Source organism: Streptomyces sp. OR43 (assembly GCF_008042275.1).
Lineage (GTDB): Bacteria > Actinomycetota > Actinomycetes > Streptomycetales > Streptomycetaceae > Streptomyces.
Genome location: NZ_RDBK01000043.1, coordinates 4295297 through 4313697 on the forward strand (window position 1 = coordinate 4295297; position 18401 = coordinate 4313697).

Below are 18401 nucleotides of genomic sequence, written 5' to 3' on the forward strand. Positions count from 1 at the left end.
ACCGACGCTGCCCCCGGACCCGCGCCCGTCGTCGTCAGTTGGCCTCGGCCGTTTCCGGACCCGGCGGATCCAGATGCGGTGCCAGCCACGTCGGCACGCCGCCCAGCAGCCGGAACAGCCGGCCCGCCTCGGCGCGCAGCCTGGTGGCGGCCTCCGGCTCCGGCTCGGCGTCCGCCATCGCGATGAGCGCCGGAGCCGTACCGACCAGATAGCCCAGCTCCTCCCTTATCCGCAGCGACTCCGAGAAGCCGTGCCTGGCCTCCGCCAGCTCGCCCTCGCGCAGGGCGATCAGGGCCAGGTGGCGCCAGGTGGACGAGAGCAGCAGCGCGTCTCCCTGTGCGGTGGCACCCGCGTGGGCCCTTCGGTACGCGGCGCGGGCGGCCTGCGGAGAGTCCGCGATGTTCTGCGCGATGAGGCCCCGCCGGAAGTCGAGCAGCGGGCGGCCCGCAGCGGCAGGGGACAGGAGCGCCGCGGCGCGGCTCAGCGCCACCCGCGCCTCGTCGGCCCGGTCCCGTACGCCGAGCAGGGTCGAGGCGTAGGCGAGATAGCCGCGCTCGCAGGCGGCGGCCCCCCGCGCGGCGTCGTCCTGGGCCATGGCCTCGGAGATGCGCAGCGCGTCCTCCGCCTCGGTCCAGCCTTGCCCGGTGTACAGACACCGCTCGGTCAGCAGTGCCGTGCGCTGGAGCGCGGCTGCCGGGTCGGTGGCGGCGTCGTGTTCGAGCAGCGCCGCGGCGTCCGTCCAGCAGGCGCGTGACCGCAGCCGCCATACCGCTGTCTGGAGCGGCGGATCGTCATCAGCTGTCGTTCCGGAACCAGACATGGCGGTATCCGCCACATTGCCCTCCCCGAGCGCGCCATCGAGCTGTGGAGAGCGTCCGGCCGAGGGGCCGGATGCTCTGAGTCTGGCCGCATCACAGCACGGAATGGCACGCCGGGCCAAGAGGTCGAGGCAATGTCAGGTGAAACTTTTCACAATCGGCGGGACCCCGTGGGAGCCGTCGTGGCCCCCGGAATTCAGCTCATGCGCAGGGCGAGGAAGAAATCGAGCTTGTCCTCGAGCCGCGAAAGGTCACGTCCCGTCAACTGCTCGATACGCCCGACGCGGTAGCGCAGCGTGTTGACGTGGAGGTGCAGCCGGGCCGCGCAGCGGGTCCACGAACCGTCGCAGTCCAGGAACGCCTCCAAGGTCGGGATCAGTTCCGCGCGATGGCGACGGTCGTAGTCGCGCAGCGGGTCGAGCAGCCGTGCGGTGAACGCGCGACGCACGTCGTCGGGCACGAACGGCAGCAGCAGCACGTGCGAGGCCAGCTCGTGGTGGCCGGCCGCGCAGACCCGTCCCGGCCGCGCCGCCGCCACCCGGCGGGCGTGCCGGGCCTCCTCCAGGGCGCCCCGCAGCCCCTCCGGAGAGTGCACCGAGGCGCTGACACCCAGTGTCAGACGGCCGTCGTCGGCCAGGCCCGCGGAGAGCGGCGCGCGGACGGCGGACAGCAGGGCGTCGGCGTGCAGCGCGGGGTCCTGCGCCGGGCCCTCCCCGTCCGCGTCCCCTTCCGCTTCCGGCCGGGCGTCGGACAGCGCGGGCAGCGGTACGAGCGCGATGGCCTCGTCACCCGTGTGGGCGACCGCGATCCGGTCGGCCGAATCCGGGCCGGTCACCGTCGGGTCGACCAGGATCTCCTCCAGCAGCGCCTGGGCGACCGGGCCGCCCGCGACCCCGGAGCCCGCACCGCCGGGCGCGTCCGCCGCGTCCCACTCCACCCGGGCCACCACCACCTGCCAGTGCGGCGCGGTGCCGACGCCGGGCAGCAGGACCGGGGCGGCCACCCGCAGCCTGGCGGCGATCTCCGCGGGCGGGGCGCCCGCCTGGACGAGCTCCAGCACCTCCTGGGCGAGCCTGCGGCGCACGGTACGGGCCGCGTCGCGCCGGTCCCGTTCCACCGCGATCAGCTGGGTGACGCCCTGGAGCAGGTCGAGCCGGGCGGCCGGCCAGTCGCCCGCGTCGGCCTCGACGGCCAGCAGCCAGTCGGACAGCACCGACTCCCGCACGTCGCGGGAGGCCGGCACGGCGCCCCGGCCGTTGTTGCGGATCGGGAAGAGCGAATACGTCACCCCGTCGACGGTGACCCGGTGCGGTGCACGCCGGCCGGAACGCACCGCGGCCAGATGCTGCCCGGCCAGCTCAGCGCCCGCCGGCCCGGGCAGCGGCGCGCCCGCGCCCGCGATCTGCCGGCCGGTGGGCGAGAGCACCCAGGCGTGCAGGTCGAGGTCGGAGCCGAGCAGATCGAGGACCACCTCGGGGCCACCGCCCGCCGGGCCCGAGGTCATCAGCCGGCGGTGGCGGTCCACCACCGCGGCCAGGTCACCCGCCCGCTCGCCGGACACCTGGCGGACCACATGCTCGGTGATCGTTGCGAACGCGACGGTCTCATGCACGGCGAAGAGCGGCAGCCGGTGGTGGCGGCACGCCTCGACCAGGTCGTCCGGGATGGCGCCGAGCTCCGCCTCGCCCGCCGCGAGCCCGGCGACCCCGGCCGCCGACAGGATCCGTACGAACGGCTCGGAGTCCTTCGCGTCCCGGTGCCAGGCCAGCCCGGTCAGGACCAGCTCGCCGCCCGTGAGGTAGCGGCTGGGGTCCTTCAGGTCGGTGGTCATCACGCCGCGGACCGAGCGGTCCAGCTCCTCATCGCCGCCGAGCAGCCGCAGGCCCAGCGCGTCGGTCTCCAGCAGTGCGCGCAGCCGCATCTCGTCGCCGCCGTTCTCTTTCGTTGGTGCGGGTGAAAACTGGGTATTGCGGTGAGGTCACCGATCCCCGCCATTCGTTCGAATCTACAAGACGAGCGAGGAGACCAGCCAACTCCTTCATGGTTTCGGTGACTGCACCAGGTGGAGCAGGGCTTGTGTACTGAGTCACACACCGCGTGAACAAGACATGAACAAGTCGAGGGCCGGCCGTCTCCAGCCCCAGCGAACAACCCGATTGAGAAGAAGAGAGCCACTCATGGACTTCCTTCGCCCCGCCAGCTGGGAGGAGGCGCTCGCCGCCAAGGCCGAGCACCCGACGGCTGTACCCATCGCGGGCGGCACCGATGTGATGGTCGAGATCAACTTCGACCACCGGCGGCCCGAGTACCTCCTGGACCTGAACCGCATCGGTGAGCTGTCCGAGTGGGAGGTGGGCCAGGAGAACGTACGGCTCGGCGCCTCGGTCCCGTACAGCGCCATCATGGAGCACCTGCGGTCCGAACTGCCCGGACTGGCGCTCGCCTCGCACACCGTCGCCTCGCCGCAGATCCGCAACCGCGGCGGCGTCGGCGGCAACCTCGGCACCGCGTCGCCCGCCGGCGACGCTCACCCGGCCCTGCTCGCCGCGGGCGCCGAGGTGGAGGCCGAGTCCGTCCGCGGAACCCGGCTGATCCCCATCGACGACTTCTACACCGGCGTCAAGCGCAACGCCCTGGAGCCGGACGAGCTGATCCGGGCCGTGCACATCAAGAAGGCCGACGGGCCGCAGCAGTACTCCAAGGTCGGCACCCGCAACGCGATGGTCATCGCCGTCTGCGCCTTCGGCCTGGCCCTGCACCCCGAGACCCGCACGGTCCGCACCGGCATCGGATCCGCCGCCCCGACACCCGTACGGGCGAAGGAGGCGGAGGACTTCCTGAACGCCGCGCTGGAGGAGGGCGGGTTCTGGGACAGCCGGACCATCATCACGCCCTCCGTCGCCAAGCAGTTCGCCACGCTCGCCGCGGGCGCCTGCAACCCGATCGACGACGTGCGCGGCACCGCGAGCTACCGCCGGCACGCGGTCGGGATCATGGCCCGCCGGACCCTCGGCTGGACCTGGGAGTCGTACCGCGGCAACGGCCGCAGCACCGAAGGAGCCGCCTGATCATGCGCGTCAATTTCACGGTCAACGGCCGCCGTCACGAGGCCGACGACGTCTGGGAGGGCGAGTCCCTCCTGTACGTCCTGCGTGAGCGGATGGGCCTGCCCGGCTCCAAGAACGCCTGCGAGCAGGGCGAGTGCGGCTCCTGCACGGTCCGCCTCGACGGCGTCCCGGTCTGCTCCTGTCTGGTCGCCGCCGGCCAGGTCGAGGGCCGCGAGGTCGTCACCGTCGAAGGTCTCGCCGACTTCGCCGCCCACCGTTCCGAGGCCCACCCCGGCACCGGCTGCGCGTCGGGCGCCTGCGGCACCACGGTCGACCAGGCGCAGCGGTGGAAGGCCAAGCCGACCGGCGAGGAGACCCGCGACACCGGGGAGCTCTCGCCGATCCAGCAGGCGTTCATCGACGCCGGAGCCGTCCAGTGCGGCTTCTGCACCCCCGGCCTGCTGGTCGCCGCCGACGAGCTGCTGGAGCGCAACCCGGAACCGTCCGACGCGGACATCCGCGAGGCGCTCTCCGGCAACCTCTGCCGCTGCACCGGCTACGAGAAGATCCTCGACGCGGTCCGCCTCGCGGCCGCCCGCGCGGAAGAGACGGTCTAGACGATGGGCGTTACCGGTTCCCCCAACAGCATCAACCAGGGCACCCGCACCAAGGGCGGCATCGGCGAGTCCACGCTGCGCCCCGACGGGATCCTGAAGGTCACCGGCGAGTTCGCGTACTCCTCGGACATGTGGCACGAGGACATGCTCTGGGGCCACACCCTGCGCTCCACCGTCGCGCACGCCGAGATCGTCTCGATCGACACCTCCGAGGCCCTCGCGACCTCCGGCGTCTACGCCGTCCTCACCTACGACGACCTGCCGACCGCGGTGAAGAACTACGGCCTGGAGATCCAGGACACCCCCGTCCTGGCCCACGGCCGGGTCCGCCACCACGGCGAGCCGGTGGCCCTCGTGGCCGCCGACCACCCGGAGACGGCCCGCCGCGCCGCCGCGAAGATCAGGATCGACTACCGCGAGCTGCCGGTCGTCACCGACGAGGCCTCCGCGACCGCGCCCGGCGCGCCCCTCATCCACGAGGACCGCGACGACCACCACATCGGGCACGTACCGCACCCCAACATCGTCCACCGCCAGCCGATCGTCCGCGGCGACGCCGAGGCCGCGAAAGCCCGCGCCGACGTGGTGGTCAGCGGCGAGTACGTCTTCGGCATGCAGGACCAGGCCTTCCTCGGCCCCGAGTCCGGCCTCGCCGTGCCGGGCGAGGACGGCGGCGTCGACCTGTACGTCGCCACCCAGTGGCTGCACTCCGACCTCCGCCAGATCGCCCCCGTCCTCGGTCTGCCCGAGGACAAGGTCCGCATGACGCTCTCCGGCGTCGGCGGCGCCTTCGGCGGCCGCGAGGACCTGTCGATGCAGATCCACGCCTGCCTGCTGGCGCTGCGTACCGGCAAGCCCGTCAAGATCGTCTACAACCGCTTCGAGTCCTTCTTCGGCCACGTCCACCGTCACCCCGCCAAGCTCTGGTACGAGCACGGCGCCACCCGTGACGGCAAGCTCACGCACATGAAGTGCCGCATCGTGCTCGACGGCGGCGCCTACGCCTCCGCCTCCCCGGCCGTGGTCGGCAACGCCTCCTCGCTCGCGGTGGGCCCGTACGTCATCGACGACGTCGACATCGAGGCGGTCGCGCTCTACACCAACAACCCGCCGTGCGGCGCGATGCGCGGCTTCGGCGCGGTCCAGGCCTGCTTCGCCTACGAGGCTCAGATGGACAAGGTCGCCGCCGAACTCGGCATGGACCCGGTCGAGTTCCGGCAGCTCAACGCCATGGAGCAGGGCACCGCGCTGCCGACCGGCCAGGTGGTCGACTCGCCCGCCCCGGTCGCCGAACTGCTGCGCCGGGTCAAGGCCAGGCCGCTGCCGCCCGAGCGCCAGTGGGAGAGCGCCGGCGAGCACCCCGACGTGCGGGCACTGCCGGGTGGACTCTCCAACACCACGCACGGCGAAGGCGTCGTGCGCGGGATCGGCTACGCGGTCGGCCTGAAGAACGTCGGCTTCTCCGAGGGCTTCGACGACTACTCCACGGCCCGGGTGCGCATGGAGGTCATCGGCGGCGAACCCGTCGCGACCGTGCACACCGCCATGGCGGAGGTCGGACAGGGCGGCGTCACCGTGCACGCCCAGATCGCGCGTACCGAACTCGGCGTCTCCCAGGTCACCATCCACCCGGCCGACACCCGTGTCGGCTCGGCGGGTTCGACCTCCGCCTCCCGGCAGACGTACGTCACCGGCGGCGCGGTCAAGAACTCCTGCGAGGCCGTCCGGGAACAGGTCCTGGAGATCGGCCGCCGCAAGTTCGGGACGTACCACCCGGCCTGGGCCACCGCCGAACTCCTCCTGGAGGGCGGCAAGGTCGTCACCGACGGCGGCGAGGTGCTCGCCGACCTGGCCGACGTGCTGGAGGACGAGGCGGTCGACGTCGAGCTGGAGTGGCGCCACCGGCCCACCGAGGCCTTCGACCTGCGGACCGGACAGGGCAACGGCCACGTCCAGTACTCCTTCGCCGCGCACCGCGCGGTCGTCGAGGTCGACACCGAGCTCGGCCTGGTCAAGGTCATCGAACTGGCCTGCGCCCAGGACGTCGGCAAGGCGCTCAACCCGCTCTCCGTCCTCGGCCAGATCCAGGGCGGCACCCTCCAGGGCATGGGCATCGCCGTCATGGAGGAGATCATCGTCGACCCGAAGACCGCGAAGGTGCGCAACCCGTCCTTCACGGACTACCTCCTGCCCACGATCCTCGACACCCCGACCATTCCGGTCGATGTGCTCGAACTCGCCGACGACCACGCCCCGTACGGGCTCCGTGGCATCGGCGAGGCCCCCACCCTGTCGTCGACCCCGGCCGTCCTCGCGGCGATCCGGAACGCGACCGGGCTGGAGCTCAACCGGACCCCGGTCCGCCCGGAGCACCTCACCGGCACCTGACCGGAGCTCCCCCTCCGCTCTCCGGGCGGTGCGTGGCCACCAGGGAACGTCACACCTCCTTCGCCCGCACCGCCCGGAGACCCCAAGTCCCGCACCACTAGCGGCCCTTGACCTGATGTACGCAGTTCTCGTTCCTCATGCATGAACCAGTTCGTCTCGGGCCGTCCCCCGGGTCGTGCAGCCAGAGCATTCATCCCAAATCCCGCATCTCCACTCACCATCGCGGGTGCCCCTGTGAACCTTGGGAGTCAGGCATCATGACCCAGCAGTCAGTGGAACCGAAGACCGGTGCGGAGGACGCGGGCCCAGGCTCGCGCGTCCCCGCGGGCAGATCGTGGCTCGACCGGTACTTCCACATATCCGAACGCGGATCGACCGTGGCCACCGAAGTGCGCGGTGGCGTCACGACCTTCATGGCCATGGCGTACATCCTGCTGCTCAACCCGCTGATCCTCGGCGGCAAGGACGTCGACGGCAACCTCCTCAGCCAGCCCGGCCTGATCACCGCGACCGCGCTCGCGGCCGCGGCGACCACCCTGCTGATGGGCTTCGTCGGCAAGGTCCCCCTCGCGCTCGCCGCGGGACTCAGCGTCTCCGGTGTCCTGTCCTCGCAGGTCGCGCCGGAGATGACCTGGCCGCAGGCCATGGGCATGTGCGTGATGTACGGCCTGGTGATCTGCCTCCTGGTGGTCACCGGTCTGCGTGAGCTGATCATGAACGCGATCCCGCTCCCGCTGAAGCACGGCATCACCATGGGCATCGGCCTGTTCATCGCCCTGATCGGCCTCTACAAGGCCGGCTTCGTGGGGAAGGGCACCGCCACGCCGGTCACCCTCGGCCCCGCCGGTGAACTCGCCGGCTGGCCCGTCCTCGTCTTCGCGGTGACCCTGCTGCTGATCTTCATGCTGCAGGCCCGCAACATCCCCGGCGCGATCCTCATCGGCATCGTGGTCGGCACGGTCGTCGCCGTCGTGATCAACAAGGTCGCGGACGTCGACCCGAAGATCTGGAGCAGCGGCCCGCCCGAGCTCAAGGGCTCCGCGGTCTCCTCACCCGACTTCTCGCTCTTCGGCGACGTCGAGTTCGGCGGCTGGGGCGACGTCGGCGCGATGACCGTCGGATTCATCGTCTTCACCCTGGTGCTGGCCGGATTCTTCGACGCGATGGCCACCATCATCGGGGTCGGCACGGAGGCCGAGCTCGCCGACGACAAGGGCCGGATGCCGGGCCTGTCCAAGGCGCTGTTCATCGACGGCGCGGGCGGGGCGATCGGCGGCGTCGCCGGCGGCTCCGGCCAGACGGTCTTCGTCGAGTCGGCGACCGGGGTCGGGGAGGGCGCCCGGACCGGGCTCGCCTCCGTCGTCACCGGACTCTTCTTCGCCGCCTGCCTCTTCTTCACCCCGCTCACGGCGATCGTGCCCGCCGAGGTGGCGTCCGCCGCCCTGGTCGTCATCGGCGCCATGATGATGCAGAACGCCCGGCACGTGGACTGGAGCGACCGCTCCGTCGCCATCCCGGTCTTCCTGACCGTGGTCCTGATGCCGTTCACGTACACCATCACCACCGGTGTCGCCGCGGGCGTCATCAGCTACGTCGCCATCAAGGCGGCCCAGGGCCGGGCGCGTGAGGTCGGCGCCTTCATGTGGGGGCTGACGGTGATCTTCGTCATCTACTTCGCCCTGAACCCGATCGAGAGCTGGCTCGGCGTCAGCTGACGCCGCCGCTCCACACATCCGCCAAGGAGACCGAGATGCTGGACATCGCCGAGGAACTCGACCGGTGGGCCGTGCAGGGACGCGACTTCGCCGTCGCCACCGTCGTCGCCGTCGGCGGCAGCGCGCCCCGCCAGCCGGGTGCGGCACTGGCCGTCGACCGTGACGGTACGGCGATCGGATCGGTCTCCGGCGGGTGTGTGGAGGGCGCGGTGTACGAACTGTGCCAACAGGCCCTCGACGACGGCACGACCGTACGGGAGCGGTTCGGCTACAGCGACGAGACCGCCTTCGCGGCCGGACTGACCTGCGGGGGCGTCATCGACATCCTGGTGACCCCGGTCCGGGCGGACGACCCCGCCCGCCCGGTGCTCGCCGCCGCGCTCGCCGCCGCCTCGCGCGGGCGGGCGGCGGCGCTGGCCCGGATCACCGAGGGACCGGCCGAACTCCTCGGCCGGCCCCTGCTGGTCCACCCCGACGGCGGGCACGAGGGCGGGCTCGGCGGACACCCGGCACTGGACCGCACCGCGGCCGCCGAGACCAGGGCCATGCTGGACGCCGGGCGCACCGGCACCCTCACCATCGGCGCGGACGGCTCGCAGTGCGGACAGCCGCTGACCCTGCTCGTCGAATCCAGCGTCCCGCCACCCCGGATGATCGTGTTCGGGGCCATCGACTTCGCCGCCGCGCTGGTGCGGGCGGGGAAGTTCCTCGGCTACCACGTCACGGTGTGCGACGCCCGCCCCGTCTTCGCCACGAAGGCCCGGTTCCCGGACGCCGACGAACTGGTCGTCGACTGGCCGCACCGCTATCTGGCCACCACCGGCGTGGACGCCCGTACCGTTCTGTGCGTCCTGACGCACGATGCCAAGTTCGACGTCCCGCTCCTGGAGGCGGCCCTGAAGCTGCCGGTCGCGTACGTCGGCGCGATGGGCTCGCGCCGCACCCATCTGGAGCGCAACGACCGGCTGCGCGAGGTCGGCGTCACCGAACGGGAACTCGCCCGGCTGCACTCGCCGATCGGCCTCGACCTCGGTGCCCGTACGCCCGAGGAGACGGCCCTGTCGATCGCCGCCGAGATAGTCGCCTGCCGCCGCGGCGGCAGCGGCGTCCCGCTGACCGGCGCCCACACCCCGATCCATCGCCGCGCCACCCCGGCAGCGGCCGGGCGCATCGCCTCCGCGGCCTGAAACCGGCTCGCCGGAGCCCTCCCCGCGACGGCGGTTCTCCGCCGCGGCGGCTTTCCGCCAGTGATGGCCGATGACGAACGGGTGCGTCAACCGGTAGATCAGCTGCATGACATCCACACCCTCCACCGCCACCGGCCGGGCGAGACCCGCTCGCGCGCGGCGCCGAGCCCTCCTCATAGCGACCTCCGTCGCCCTCGTGAGCGGCGCGCTGCTGCCCGTCACGGGTGCCGCCTCCGCAGCGACCGGGACCGCCCAGCCCACCGGCCGCAACGCCCCGGTCCACACGTACGACATCACGCTGATCACCGGTGACGTCGTCCACTACGCCGACGGCGCGGGCAAGCAGGACACCGTCACCGTGGACCGCCCCGACGGCGCGGTCGGCGGGGTCCACGTCCAGCAGGCCGGGGACGACCTCTACGTCCTGCCCGACGAGGCCGGCAGCCTGATCGCCGCCGGCAAGCTGGACCGCCGCCTCTTCAACGTCACCGCCCTCGCGAAGATGGGCTACGACGACGCGAAGACCGGCGGCATCCCGCTGATCGCCACGTATCCGGCGAGCAAGGCCCGCTCGCTGCCCGCCGCCCCGCGCGGCAGCAAGGCGGTTCGGGCGCTGGAGTCCATCCACGGCGCGGCGCTGAAGGCCACCAAGGACACCGCGCGTGCCTTCTGGGACGACATCGCGCGGACCTCCACGGCCCGTTCGCTGGACAACGGCATCGCGAAGCTCTGGCTCGACGGCCGCGTCGAGGCCGCGCTCAAGGACTCCGTCCCGCAGATCAACGCCCCGCAGGCCTGGGCCGAGGGGTACGACGGCAAGGGCATCAAGGTCGCCGTCCTGGACACCGGCATCGACGCCGGCCACCCGGACGTCAAGGACCGCGTCCTGGAGACCCGGAGCTTCGTCCCGGGCGAGGAGGTCGACGACAAGAACGGCCACGGCACGCATGTCGCCTCCACCATCGCCGGTTCCGGCGCCGCCTCCGACGGCGTCAACAAGGGCGTCGCCCCGCAGGCCGGTCTGCTCGTCGGCAAGGTGCTGAGCGACGGCGGTGAGGGTGCCGACTCCGGCATCATCGAGGGGATGGAGTGGGCGAAGGCGCAGGGCGCCGACGTCGTCTCCATGAGCCTCGGCTCCCCGATCCCGGACGACGGCAACGACCCGATGGCCCAGGCCGTCAACTCCCTCTCGGCCGACGGCGGTCCGCTGTACGTGATCGCCGCGGGCAACGCGTACGGAGCGGGCACCATCGGATCGCCCGGCTCCGCCGAGAAGGCGCTCACCATCGCCGCCGTCGACAAGCAGGACGGCCGGGCGGACTTCTCGTCCATGGGCCCCCTGGTGCGCTCCTACGGCCTCAAGCCGGACCTCTCCGCCCCGGGCGTCGACATCAACGCGGCCGCCTCGCAGTCCGTCCCGGGCGTGGAGGGCATGTACCAGTCGATGTCCGGTACGTCGATGGCGACCCCGCACGTCGCGGGCGCCGCGGCGATCCTGAAGGAGCGGCACCCCGACTGGTCCGGTCAGCGCATCAAGGAAGCGCTGATGACCTCGTCCAAGGTGCTGCCCGCCTACACCCCGTACGAGCAGGGCACCGGGCGGCTCGATGTGAAGGCCGCGATCGACACGACGATCGAGGCCACCGGTTCCGTCGAGGTCGCGACGTACGCCTGGCCGCACAGCGCCTCGGACCCGGTCGCCGAGCGGACGATCACGTACCGCAACAGCGGCACGGAGGACGTCACGCTCGACCTGGCGACGGACAGCGCGGCGGACGCGTACACGCTGTCCGTGAAGCAGCTGACGGTCCCGGCCGGTTCGACCGCCGAGGCCGTCCTCTCGCTGGACCCGTCGAAGGTCGCGAACAACACCACCTTCTCCGGCCAGGTGATCGCGAAGGACGCCTCCGGCACGGCCGTCGCGCACACCGGGTTCGCGCTCAACAAGGAGCAGGAGCTCTACGACCTCACGCTGGAGCTGCGTGACCGCGCGGGCAAGCCGATGGACGGAGTCGTCGTCCTCGCCGCGCTCGGCGACCCGAACCTGACCCCCGTCCAGGTGTCCGGGACGACCACGCTGCGGATGCCCCCGGGCAACTACACCGCCTGGTCCGCCGCCGACATCAAGGGCGACACCGCCGACTCGCAGGCCCTGGCCTTCCTGGCGGCCCCCGAGATCATCCTCGACAAGCCCACCACCGTCACCCTCGACGCCTCCGAGGCCCACAAGGTCGCCGTGCGGACGCCGCAGGAGACGGAGACCCGTCAGCTGCGCTACGACATGGCCCGCACCGCACCGGACGGCACCGTCCAGCGCGACGCGTACCAGATCCCGCTGACGTACGACCAGTTGTGGGCGAGCCCCACGAAGAAGGTCACCCAGGGCAGTTTCTCCTTCCTCACCCGCTGGCGGCAGGGCGAGAAGCTGATCGACCTGACGGCCGACGGCCATGACGTTCCCGTGGCGGTGCAGGGCGGTTCGCCCGTCGCCGAGGACAGCAAGGAGCGGTTCGGCAGTGTGTTCGCCGGCAACGGCGCCCACGCCGACTACGCGGGCCTCGACGCCAGGGGCAAGGCCGTCGTGATCCACAGCAGCGACACGGTGGCCCCCGCCGACCGGGCAGCCGCCGCGATCGCCGCGGGCGCCGAGGCCCTGTTCGTCGTCAACAGCGGCGACGGCGTGCTGATGGAGTCCTACGCCGACTACGGCACCACGCTGCCCATCCCGGTCGCCTCCGTCCGGCGCCTGGCGGGAGAGGGCCTCGTGAAGGCCGCCCAGCGGGGCAGGCCGCTGACCGTCGACCAGCACAAGTACGCGAGCTACGTGTACGACCTGGTCGACCGCCACGACGGTACGATCCCGGACCGCTCGCTGGCGTTCGCCCCGGCCACCCGTCAGCTGGCGAAGGTCGAGAACACCTTCTACGGCCACCGGGACGTCGTCGGCGGCGGCTACCGCTACGACATCCCGGACTACGGATTCGGCATCGGCTTCGCCGAGTACGAGAAGTACCCCGCCACCCGCACGGAATGGGTCAACCCGCTGCCGGGCGACTCGTTCTGGTACGAGGACCACGCGGTGTACAACGAGACCGGTACGGACACCTCACTGGAGGAGCGCAGCGCCGATCTGGACTACACGGCGGGCCGTACCTACCCCGCCGACTGGTTCGCGCCGATCACCCGGCCGCGTCTGGGTACCGGATTCTGGGGCCCGTTCCGCTCGCAGTGGGGCGACATCCAGTACAACATCACGCCGTGGACGGACGGGGGCGCCGGTCACTCCGGCTCCATGCCGGACAAGGAGTACGACACCGGGACGGTCGCGGTGTACCAGGGCGACAAGCTGCTCGACGAGTCCCCGGGCCGCGCCGGCTACGTCGGGAACCTGGCCGCCGAGGAGCTGCCCTACCGGCTGGTGCTCGACGCCACGCGCGACGCGGACGTCTGGAAGACCTCCGTCCGCACGCACTCGGAGTGGTCGTTCGTCTCGGGCGCACTCGACCCCGAGGGCCCGTACCAGGTCGACATCCCGATGCTTCAGCTGGACTACGACGTCGCGACCGACCTGGCCGGCGACGTGAGAGCCGGGAAGTGGACCGAGATCGGGCTGTCGTCCACCACGCAGGAGTGGCTGAAGGGCGCCGTGAAGGCGACGAAGGCCTCGCTGTCGGTCAGCTACGACGACGGGAAGACCTGGAGCGCGGTGCAGCTGAAGAAGGACGGGGCCGGTTCCTGGACCGCCCGGTTCAAGACCCCGAAGCAGGGCGCCACCGCCGTCTCGCTCAAGGCGCACGCCGAGGCCGGCGACGGTCTCGCGGTGGACCAGGAGATCATCCGGGCCTTCGGCCTGAAGTGAGCTGCTGAGAGCTCCGCTTGAGGCGGCCGCGCACCCCGTTCGCAGGGTGTGCGGCCGCCTTCTCATTGCCCTCCGGGTGACCAAAATTTGTCTGCTTTGCCCGTATATGGCAGGCGATAACGCCAGAAAGGGACTTTTTGCGGTGCGGTGCAAGTTGCCACGGTTCCACCCGGAGGCTTATAAGAGGAGGGTGGCCGAGGCGATTCCGGGAATTCCGGGGGACTGCCGCCATGGAGGTTTCCCATGTTTCTGACTCCGTCCGACACGGAGAAATTGCTGCTGAGTGTGGCCGGAATGGTCGCGCGTGACCGGCGGGAGCGGGGCGTTCGCCTCAACTACCCCGAGGCTGTCGCGCTGCTCGCCTGCTGGGCGATGGAGCGGGCCCGGGAAGGGGCTCGCGTCGCCGACCTCATGACGGCGGGACGTTCCGTGCTCACCCGTGCTGACGTGCTCGAAGGTGTTCCGGAGATGCTGCACGACGTCCAGGTCGAGGCGACCTTCCCGGATGGGCGCAAGCTTGTCACGATCACCTCGCCGATCCCGTGATCCCCGGCGAGATCCGGACCGGATCCGGCGTACTGCACATCAATTCCGACCGTCCGAAAATTCAGCTGACCGTGGTGAACGACGGGGACCGTCCCATTCAGGTCGGATCCCATTTTCATTTCTTCGACGTCAATCCCGCGCTTTCCTTCGACCGGTGGTCGACGAGGGGATTCCGGCTCGATATTCCCTCCGGTACGTCGCTGCGCTTCGAGCCCGGCGTCGGCGCGGAGATCACGCTCGTCGCGCTCGGCGGACACGGGACGGTGCCCGGCATCGTCGTGTCCGTCGCACCCCGGACGGACGTCGCGGCAGAGGAGGCCGTGTGACATGGCACAACTGACCCGCGCCGCCTACGCGTCGCTCTACGGACCCACCACCGGCGACCGCATCCGGCTCGCCGACACCGACCTCTGGATCGAGGTCGAGGAGGACCGCTGCTTCGGCGGCGAGGAGGCCGTCTTCGGCGGTGGCAAGTCGATCCGCGAATCCATGGCCCAGGCGACCACCTCGCGCGCCGACGGTGCCCTCGACCTGGTCATCACCAATGCCGTGGTCCTCGACCACTGGGGCGTCGTCAAGGCGGACGTCGGCATCCGGGCCGGGCGCATCGTCGCCCTCGGCCGCTCCGGCAACCCCGACATCGCCGACGGGGTCCACCCGGACCTCGTCATCGGGCCCGGCACCGACGTCGTCTCCGGCGAGGGCCGCATCCTCACCGCCGGGGCCGTCGACACCCACGTCCACTTCCTGATGCCGGAGACCCTCCACGAGGCCCTGGCCACCGGCACCACGACCGTCATCGGCGGCGGCACCGGAGCCACCGAAGGATCCAAGGCCACCACGGTCACGCCCGGCGCATGGAACCTCGCGATGATGTTCCGGTCCCTGGAGAACGTCCCGCTCAACGTGATGCTGTTCGGCAAGGGCTCCACCGTCGGCGAGGAGGCCCTGCGCGAGGCGGCCCTCGGCGGCGCGGGCGGCTACAAGGTCCACGAGGACTGGGGCGCGACCCCCGCCGCCATCGACGCCGCCCTGAAGGCGGCCGACACCTACGGCCTCCAGGTCGCCCTGCACGGTGACAGCCTCAACGAGGCCGGCTACGTAGAGGGAACCCTCGACGCCATCGCGGGCCGCTCCATCCACGTCTTCCACGCCGAGGGCGCGGGCGGCGGCCACGCACCCGACATCATCACCGTGGCCTCCCACCCCCACATCCTCCCGGCGTCCACCAACCCGACGCTCCCGCACACCGTCAACACCGTCGACGAACACCTCGACATGCTGATGGTCTGCCACCACCTCAACCCGCGGGTCCCCGAGGACCTCGCCTTCGCCGAGTCCCGCATCCGCGCCACCACCATCGCGGCCGAGGACATCCTCCACGACATCGGCGCCCTCTCCATCACCTCGTCCGACGCCCAGGCCATGGGCCGCATCGGCGAGGTCATCTGCCGGACCTGGCAGGTCGCCCACGTCATGAAGCAGCGCTTCGGGGACCGCGGCAGCGCCCTGCCCGCCGACAACGAACGCGCCCGCCGCTACGTCGCCAAGTACACCATCTGCCCCGCCGTCGCCCATGGCATCGACCACGTCATCGGCTCCGTCGAACCGGGCAAGCTCGCCGACCTGGTGCTCTGGGACCCCGCGTTCTTCGGCATCCGCCCCGCCGCCGTCATCAAGGGCGGCATGGTCGTGTACGCGCCCCTCGGCGACGCCAACGCCGCGATCCCCACCACCCAGCCCGTGCTGCTGCGCCCGACAGCCGCCGCCGGAGCGGCCCCTCACCTCTCGGTCGCCTTCGTCTCCCCGGCCGCCCTGGACGACGGGCTCGCCGAACGGCTCGGTCTCGTACGCGAACTGGTCGCCGTGCGCCCGACCCGGCACCTCACCAAGGCCGATCTGCCGAACAACACCGCGCTCCCGGTCATCGAGGTCGATCCGGAGACCTTCGCCATCCGGATCGACGGAGAGCTCGTCGAGCCTTCGCCCGCCACCGAACTGCCGCTCACCCAGCGGTACTCCATGTTCTGATGGCCTCGCTCGCCTCTCTCCTGCTCGGCGACGGACGGCTCCCGGTCGGCGCGTACACCTACAGCGCGGGACTCGAACCCGCCGTCGCCGCCGGCCTCACCCGCGACCGGATCCCCGCACTGCTCCGGGCCCGGCTGCACACCACCGCCGTCACCGAGGCGGCCGCCGCCGTCCTCGCGCTGCGGGCCGCCGGCCAGGACCCGGCCGACTACGGACCCGTACAGCACGCCCTGACCGCACGGACCCCGGCCGCGCCCCAGCGCGAGGCGTCGGCGGCGCTCGGCCGGGGTGTGCACCGGCTGGCCCGGCGGCTGGCGCCGGACCACCCGGCGGTCACCGCGCTGGCCGGACTGCGGCCCCGGCCGCTGCGCCCGGTCGCGCTCGGCGCACTCGGAGCCGTACTGGAGGTCTCCGAGGAGGAACTGGCGCACGCCGTCGTCTACGACGAGCTCCAGACCATCGCCTCGGCCGCGCTGAAACTCCTGCCGGGCGACCCGCTCGACTCGGTCGCCTGGATCCTCGCCGCCGCACCCGACGCGGCACGGGCGGTGACCGCCGCCCTCGCCGTCACGGGCCCGGACCGACTGCCGGCCCGTACGGCCCCGCTCACCGAACAGTGGGCGCTCGAACACGCACGACGCGAACGGAGACTCTTCCTTGCCTGACAACGCCCTGCCCGACAGCCACACCACCCCCGCCCCGCAGCCGAACCCCCACTTCCACGAGCCGCTCAACCAGCCGCGCGCGCTGCGCCTGGGAGTCGCGGGTCCCGTCGGTACCGGGAAGAGCTCGATCCTGGCCACCCTGTGCCGCGAGCTCGCCGGTGAACTGTCCATGGCGGTCGTCACCAACGACATCTACACCGACGAGGACGCCCGCTTCCTGCGCTCGGCGGGCGTCCTGCCCACCGAACGGATCCGGGCGGTCGAGACCGGCGCCTGCCCGCACACCGCGATCCGCGACGACGTCAGCGCCAACCTGGACGCCGTCGAGGACCTGGAGGAGGCGTACGGGCCCCTGGACCTGGTCCTCATCGAGAGCGGCGGCGACAATCTCACCGCCACGTTCAGCCCGGCCCTCGCCGACGCGCAGCTGTTCTCCATCGATGTCGCCGGCGGCGGCGACGTCGCCCGCAAGGGCGGCCCCGGCATCACCGGCGCCGACCTCCTGATCATCAACAAGACCGACCTCGCGCCCTACGTGGAGGTGGACGTGGCCGCGATGGTGGCCGACGCCGAAGCGGCCCGCGGCGGACTCCCCGTGCTCGCCCTGTCCCGGAAGGACCCGGCCTCCGTCGCCGAACTCGCCGACTGGGTAAGGTCCTTGCTCGCCCGTCACCGTGCGGGCAGCCATGTGCCCACGGACCCGGGCCCGATGGCGCCCCACAGCCACTCGTGAACGAACCGGTCGTGGTCGGCGTCGAGCGCGACGCCTCGGGCCGCCACCTGGCGCGCGAGCTGCGGCCCGGCGCGTTCCTCGCCCCCCGCCCTCTGGCGCCGGCCCCCGACCGGATGCGGATCGCCCTGGTCGGCACTCGGGCGGGGCTGCTGGCGGGCGACGACCTCGGACTGCGGATCTCGGTCGGCCCGGGCGCGCGTCTGGAGCTCGTGGAACCGGCCGGTCTCGTCGCCTACGACCACCGGGGCGGCAGCTCCCGCTGGCAGGCCCGGGTGGACATCGCCGAGGGTGGTGAACTCCTGTGGAACGGACTGCCGTTCGTCGTCTCGGACGGGGCGGACGTTGTCCGTACGATGGATGCCCGGCTCGCCGCCGGGGCCCGGATGCTGTGGCGCGACACCCTGGTCCTCGGTCGCTCGGGCGAACGCGGCGGCCGTCTGCGGGCCACCACCCGGGTGACGTACGAGGGGCGTGAGCTCCTCGTCGAGGACCTCGACCTGACCGATCCGGACCTGCGTGAACTGCCCGGCGTCCTCGGCCCCCACCGGGTCATCGGCGCCGTCACCGCACTCGGCGCGACCCCGGCGGGCCCGCCGCATCCCTACCGGACGGACCTGGCGGGCCCGGGTGCTCAGGTGCGGCTGCTGGATACGGGGGCCCCGGCCGTCGAGGCGGAGCTGAGCGCGGTCTGGGAGTCCTGGCTGCACCCTTGATATGCATCATGCATATGGGCTGTATGGTGCATATCAACGGTCGCGGTGTGCGGAGCCGCGCCCGACCCATCGAGTCGGAGGA

At 71.8% G+C, this 18401-nt stretch carries 14 protein-coding genes; 12 read left to right on the forward strand and 2 right to left on the reverse strand.

Annotation, left to right across the window (positions count from 1 at the left end; translation table 11 throughout):
- Window positions 1-34: 34 nt before the first annotated feature.
- Both EAO72_RS38410 and EAO72_RS38415 read right to left on the reverse strand, forming a co-directional pair.
- The gene (locus tag EAO72_RS38410) at window positions 35-820 is read right to left on the reverse strand and encodes a hypothetical protein (RefSeq protein WP_148021614.1); all 786 of its coding nucleotides are present in this window, start codon (window positions 818-820) and stop codon (window positions 35-37) included.
- Between the two features lie 194 nt (window positions 821-1014).
- Window positions 1015-2739 carry a PucR family transcriptional regulator gene (locus tag EAO72_RS38415; RefSeq protein ID WP_148021615.1) on the reverse strand — a complete coding sequence of 575 codons (1725 nt, stop codon included), beginning with the start codon at window positions 2737-2739 and terminating at the stop codon, window positions 1015-1017.
- A 256-nt stretch (window positions 2740-2995) separates the two neighbouring features.
- Here EAO72_RS38415 and EAO72_RS38425 point away from each other — a divergent pair, with 256 nt between their 5' ends.
- The 12 genes from EAO72_RS38425 to EAO72_RS38480 all read left to right on the forward strand — a co-directional run bounded on the left by EAO72_RS38425 (window position 2996) and on the right by EAO72_RS38480 (window position 18319).
- Window positions 2996-3886, forward strand: a complete 891-nt coding sequence (locus EAO72_RS38425; protein ID WP_148021617.1) for an FAD binding domain-containing protein — start codon at window positions 2996-2998, stop codon at window positions 3884-3886.
- Window positions 3887-3888: 2 nt separating this feature from the next.
- Entirely contained in the window at window positions 3889-4482 is a 594-nt protein-coding gene (locus tag EAO72_RS38430; RefSeq protein ID WP_148021618.1) for a (2Fe-2S)-binding protein, read from the forward strand.
- A 3-nt stretch (window positions 4483-4485) separates the two neighbouring features.
- Window positions 4486-6870, forward strand: coding sequence for a xanthine dehydrogenase family protein molybdopterin-binding subunit (locus EAO72_RS38435; RefSeq protein WP_148021619.1), 2385 nt, complete (start codon window positions 4486-4488; stop codon window positions 6868-6870).
- Between the two features lie 257 nt (window positions 6871-7127).
- Entirely contained in the window at window positions 7128-8585 is a 1458-nt protein-coding gene (locus tag EAO72_RS38440) for an NCS2 family permease (protein WP_148021620.1), read from the forward strand.
- 35 nt (window positions 8586-8620) lie between these two features.
- Entirely contained in the window at window positions 8621-9772 is a 1152-nt protein-coding gene (locus tag EAO72_RS38445; RefSeq protein WP_148021621.1) for an XdhC family protein, read from the forward strand.
- A 106-nt stretch (window positions 9773-9878) separates the two neighbouring features.
- Entirely contained in the window at window positions 9879-13631 is a 3753-nt protein-coding gene (locus EAO72_RS38450) for a S8 family serine peptidase (protein ID WP_148021622.1), read from the forward strand.
- Window positions 13632-13874: 243 nt separating this feature from the next.
- Window positions 13875-14177, forward strand: a complete 303-nt coding sequence (locus tag EAO72_RS38455; RefSeq protein ID WP_148021623.1) for an urease subunit gamma — start codon at window positions 13875-13877, stop codon at window positions 14175-14177.
- Window positions 14174-14503, forward strand: a complete 330-nt coding sequence (locus tag EAO72_RS38460; protein ID WP_148021624.1) for an urease subunit beta — start codon at window positions 14174-14176, stop codon at window positions 14501-14503. The genes EAO72_RS38455 and EAO72_RS38460 overlap by 4 nt, the downstream gene beginning before the upstream one ends.
- 1 nt (window position 14504) lies before the next feature.
- Window positions 14505-16208 (forward strand): urease subunit alpha, encoded by a 1704-nt coding sequence (locus EAO72_RS38465; protein WP_148021625.1) that lies wholly within the window; start codon window positions 14505-14507, stop codon window positions 16206-16208.
- Window positions 16208-16873: an urease accessory protein UreF gene (locus tag EAO72_RS38470; RefSeq protein WP_148021626.1), complete on the forward strand. Its 666-nt coding sequence runs from the start codon at window positions 16208-16210 to the stop codon at window positions 16871-16873. The genes EAO72_RS38465 and EAO72_RS38470 overlap by 1 nt, the downstream gene beginning before the upstream one ends.
- 7 nt (window positions 16874-16880) lie before the next feature.
- A complete protein-coding gene (ureG, locus tag EAO72_RS38475) occupies window positions 16881-17606 on the forward strand; it encodes an urease accessory protein UreG (RefSeq protein WP_410090559.1) in 726 nt (241 codons plus the stop codon).
- On the forward strand, window positions 17603-18319 hold the full coding sequence (locus tag EAO72_RS38480; RefSeq protein WP_148021627.1) for an urease accessory protein UreD: 717 nt from the start codon (window positions 17603-17605) through the stop codon (window positions 18317-18319). Before ureG ends, EAO72_RS38480 begins: the two co-directional genes overlap by 4 nt.
- Window positions 18320-18401: the final 82 nt, after the last annotated feature.

Bases quoted from the DNA above. Each gene is read 5' to 3' on its own strand.
- EAO72_RS38410 (WP_148021614.1), bottom strand. From the start codon at position 820: ATGTCTGGTTCCGGAACGACAGCTGATGACGATCCGCCGCTCCAGACA.
- EAO72_RS38415 (WP_148021615.1), bottom strand. From the start codon at position 2,739: ATGCGGCTGCGCGCACTGCTGGAGACCGACGCGCTGGGCCTGCGGCTG.
- EAO72_RS38425 (WP_148021617.1), top strand. From the start codon at position 2,996: ATGGACTTCCTTCGCCCCGCCAGCTGGGAGGAGGCGCTCGCCGCCAAG.
- EAO72_RS38430 (WP_148021618.1), top strand. From the start codon at position 3,889: ATGCGCGTCAATTTCACGGTCAACGGCCGCCGTCACGAGGCCGACGAC.
- EAO72_RS38435 (WP_148021619.1), top strand. From the start codon at position 4,486: ATGGGCGTTACCGGTTCCCCCAACAGCATCAACCAGGGCACCCGCACC.
- EAO72_RS38440 (WP_148021620.1), top strand. From the start codon at position 7,128: ATGACCCAGCAGTCAGTGGAACCGAAGACCGGTGCGGAGGACGCGGGC.
- EAO72_RS38445 (WP_148021621.1), top strand. From the start codon at position 8,621: ATGCTGGACATCGCCGAGGAACTCGACCGGTGGGCCGTGCAGGGACGC.
- EAO72_RS38450 (WP_148021622.1), top strand. From the start codon at position 9,879: ATGACATCCACACCCTCCACCGCCACCGGCCGGGCGAGACCCGCTCGC.
- EAO72_RS38455 (WP_148021623.1), top strand. From the start codon at position 13,875: ATGTTTCTGACTCCGTCCGACACGGAGAAATTGCTGCTGAGTGTGGCC.
- EAO72_RS38465 (WP_148021625.1), top strand. From the start codon at position 14,505: ATGGCACAACTGACCCGCGCCGCCTACGCGTCGCTCTACGGACCCACC.
- EAO72_RS38470 (WP_148021626.1), top strand. From the start codon at position 16,208: ATGGCCTCGCTCGCCTCTCTCCTGCTCGGCGACGGACGGCTCCCGGTC.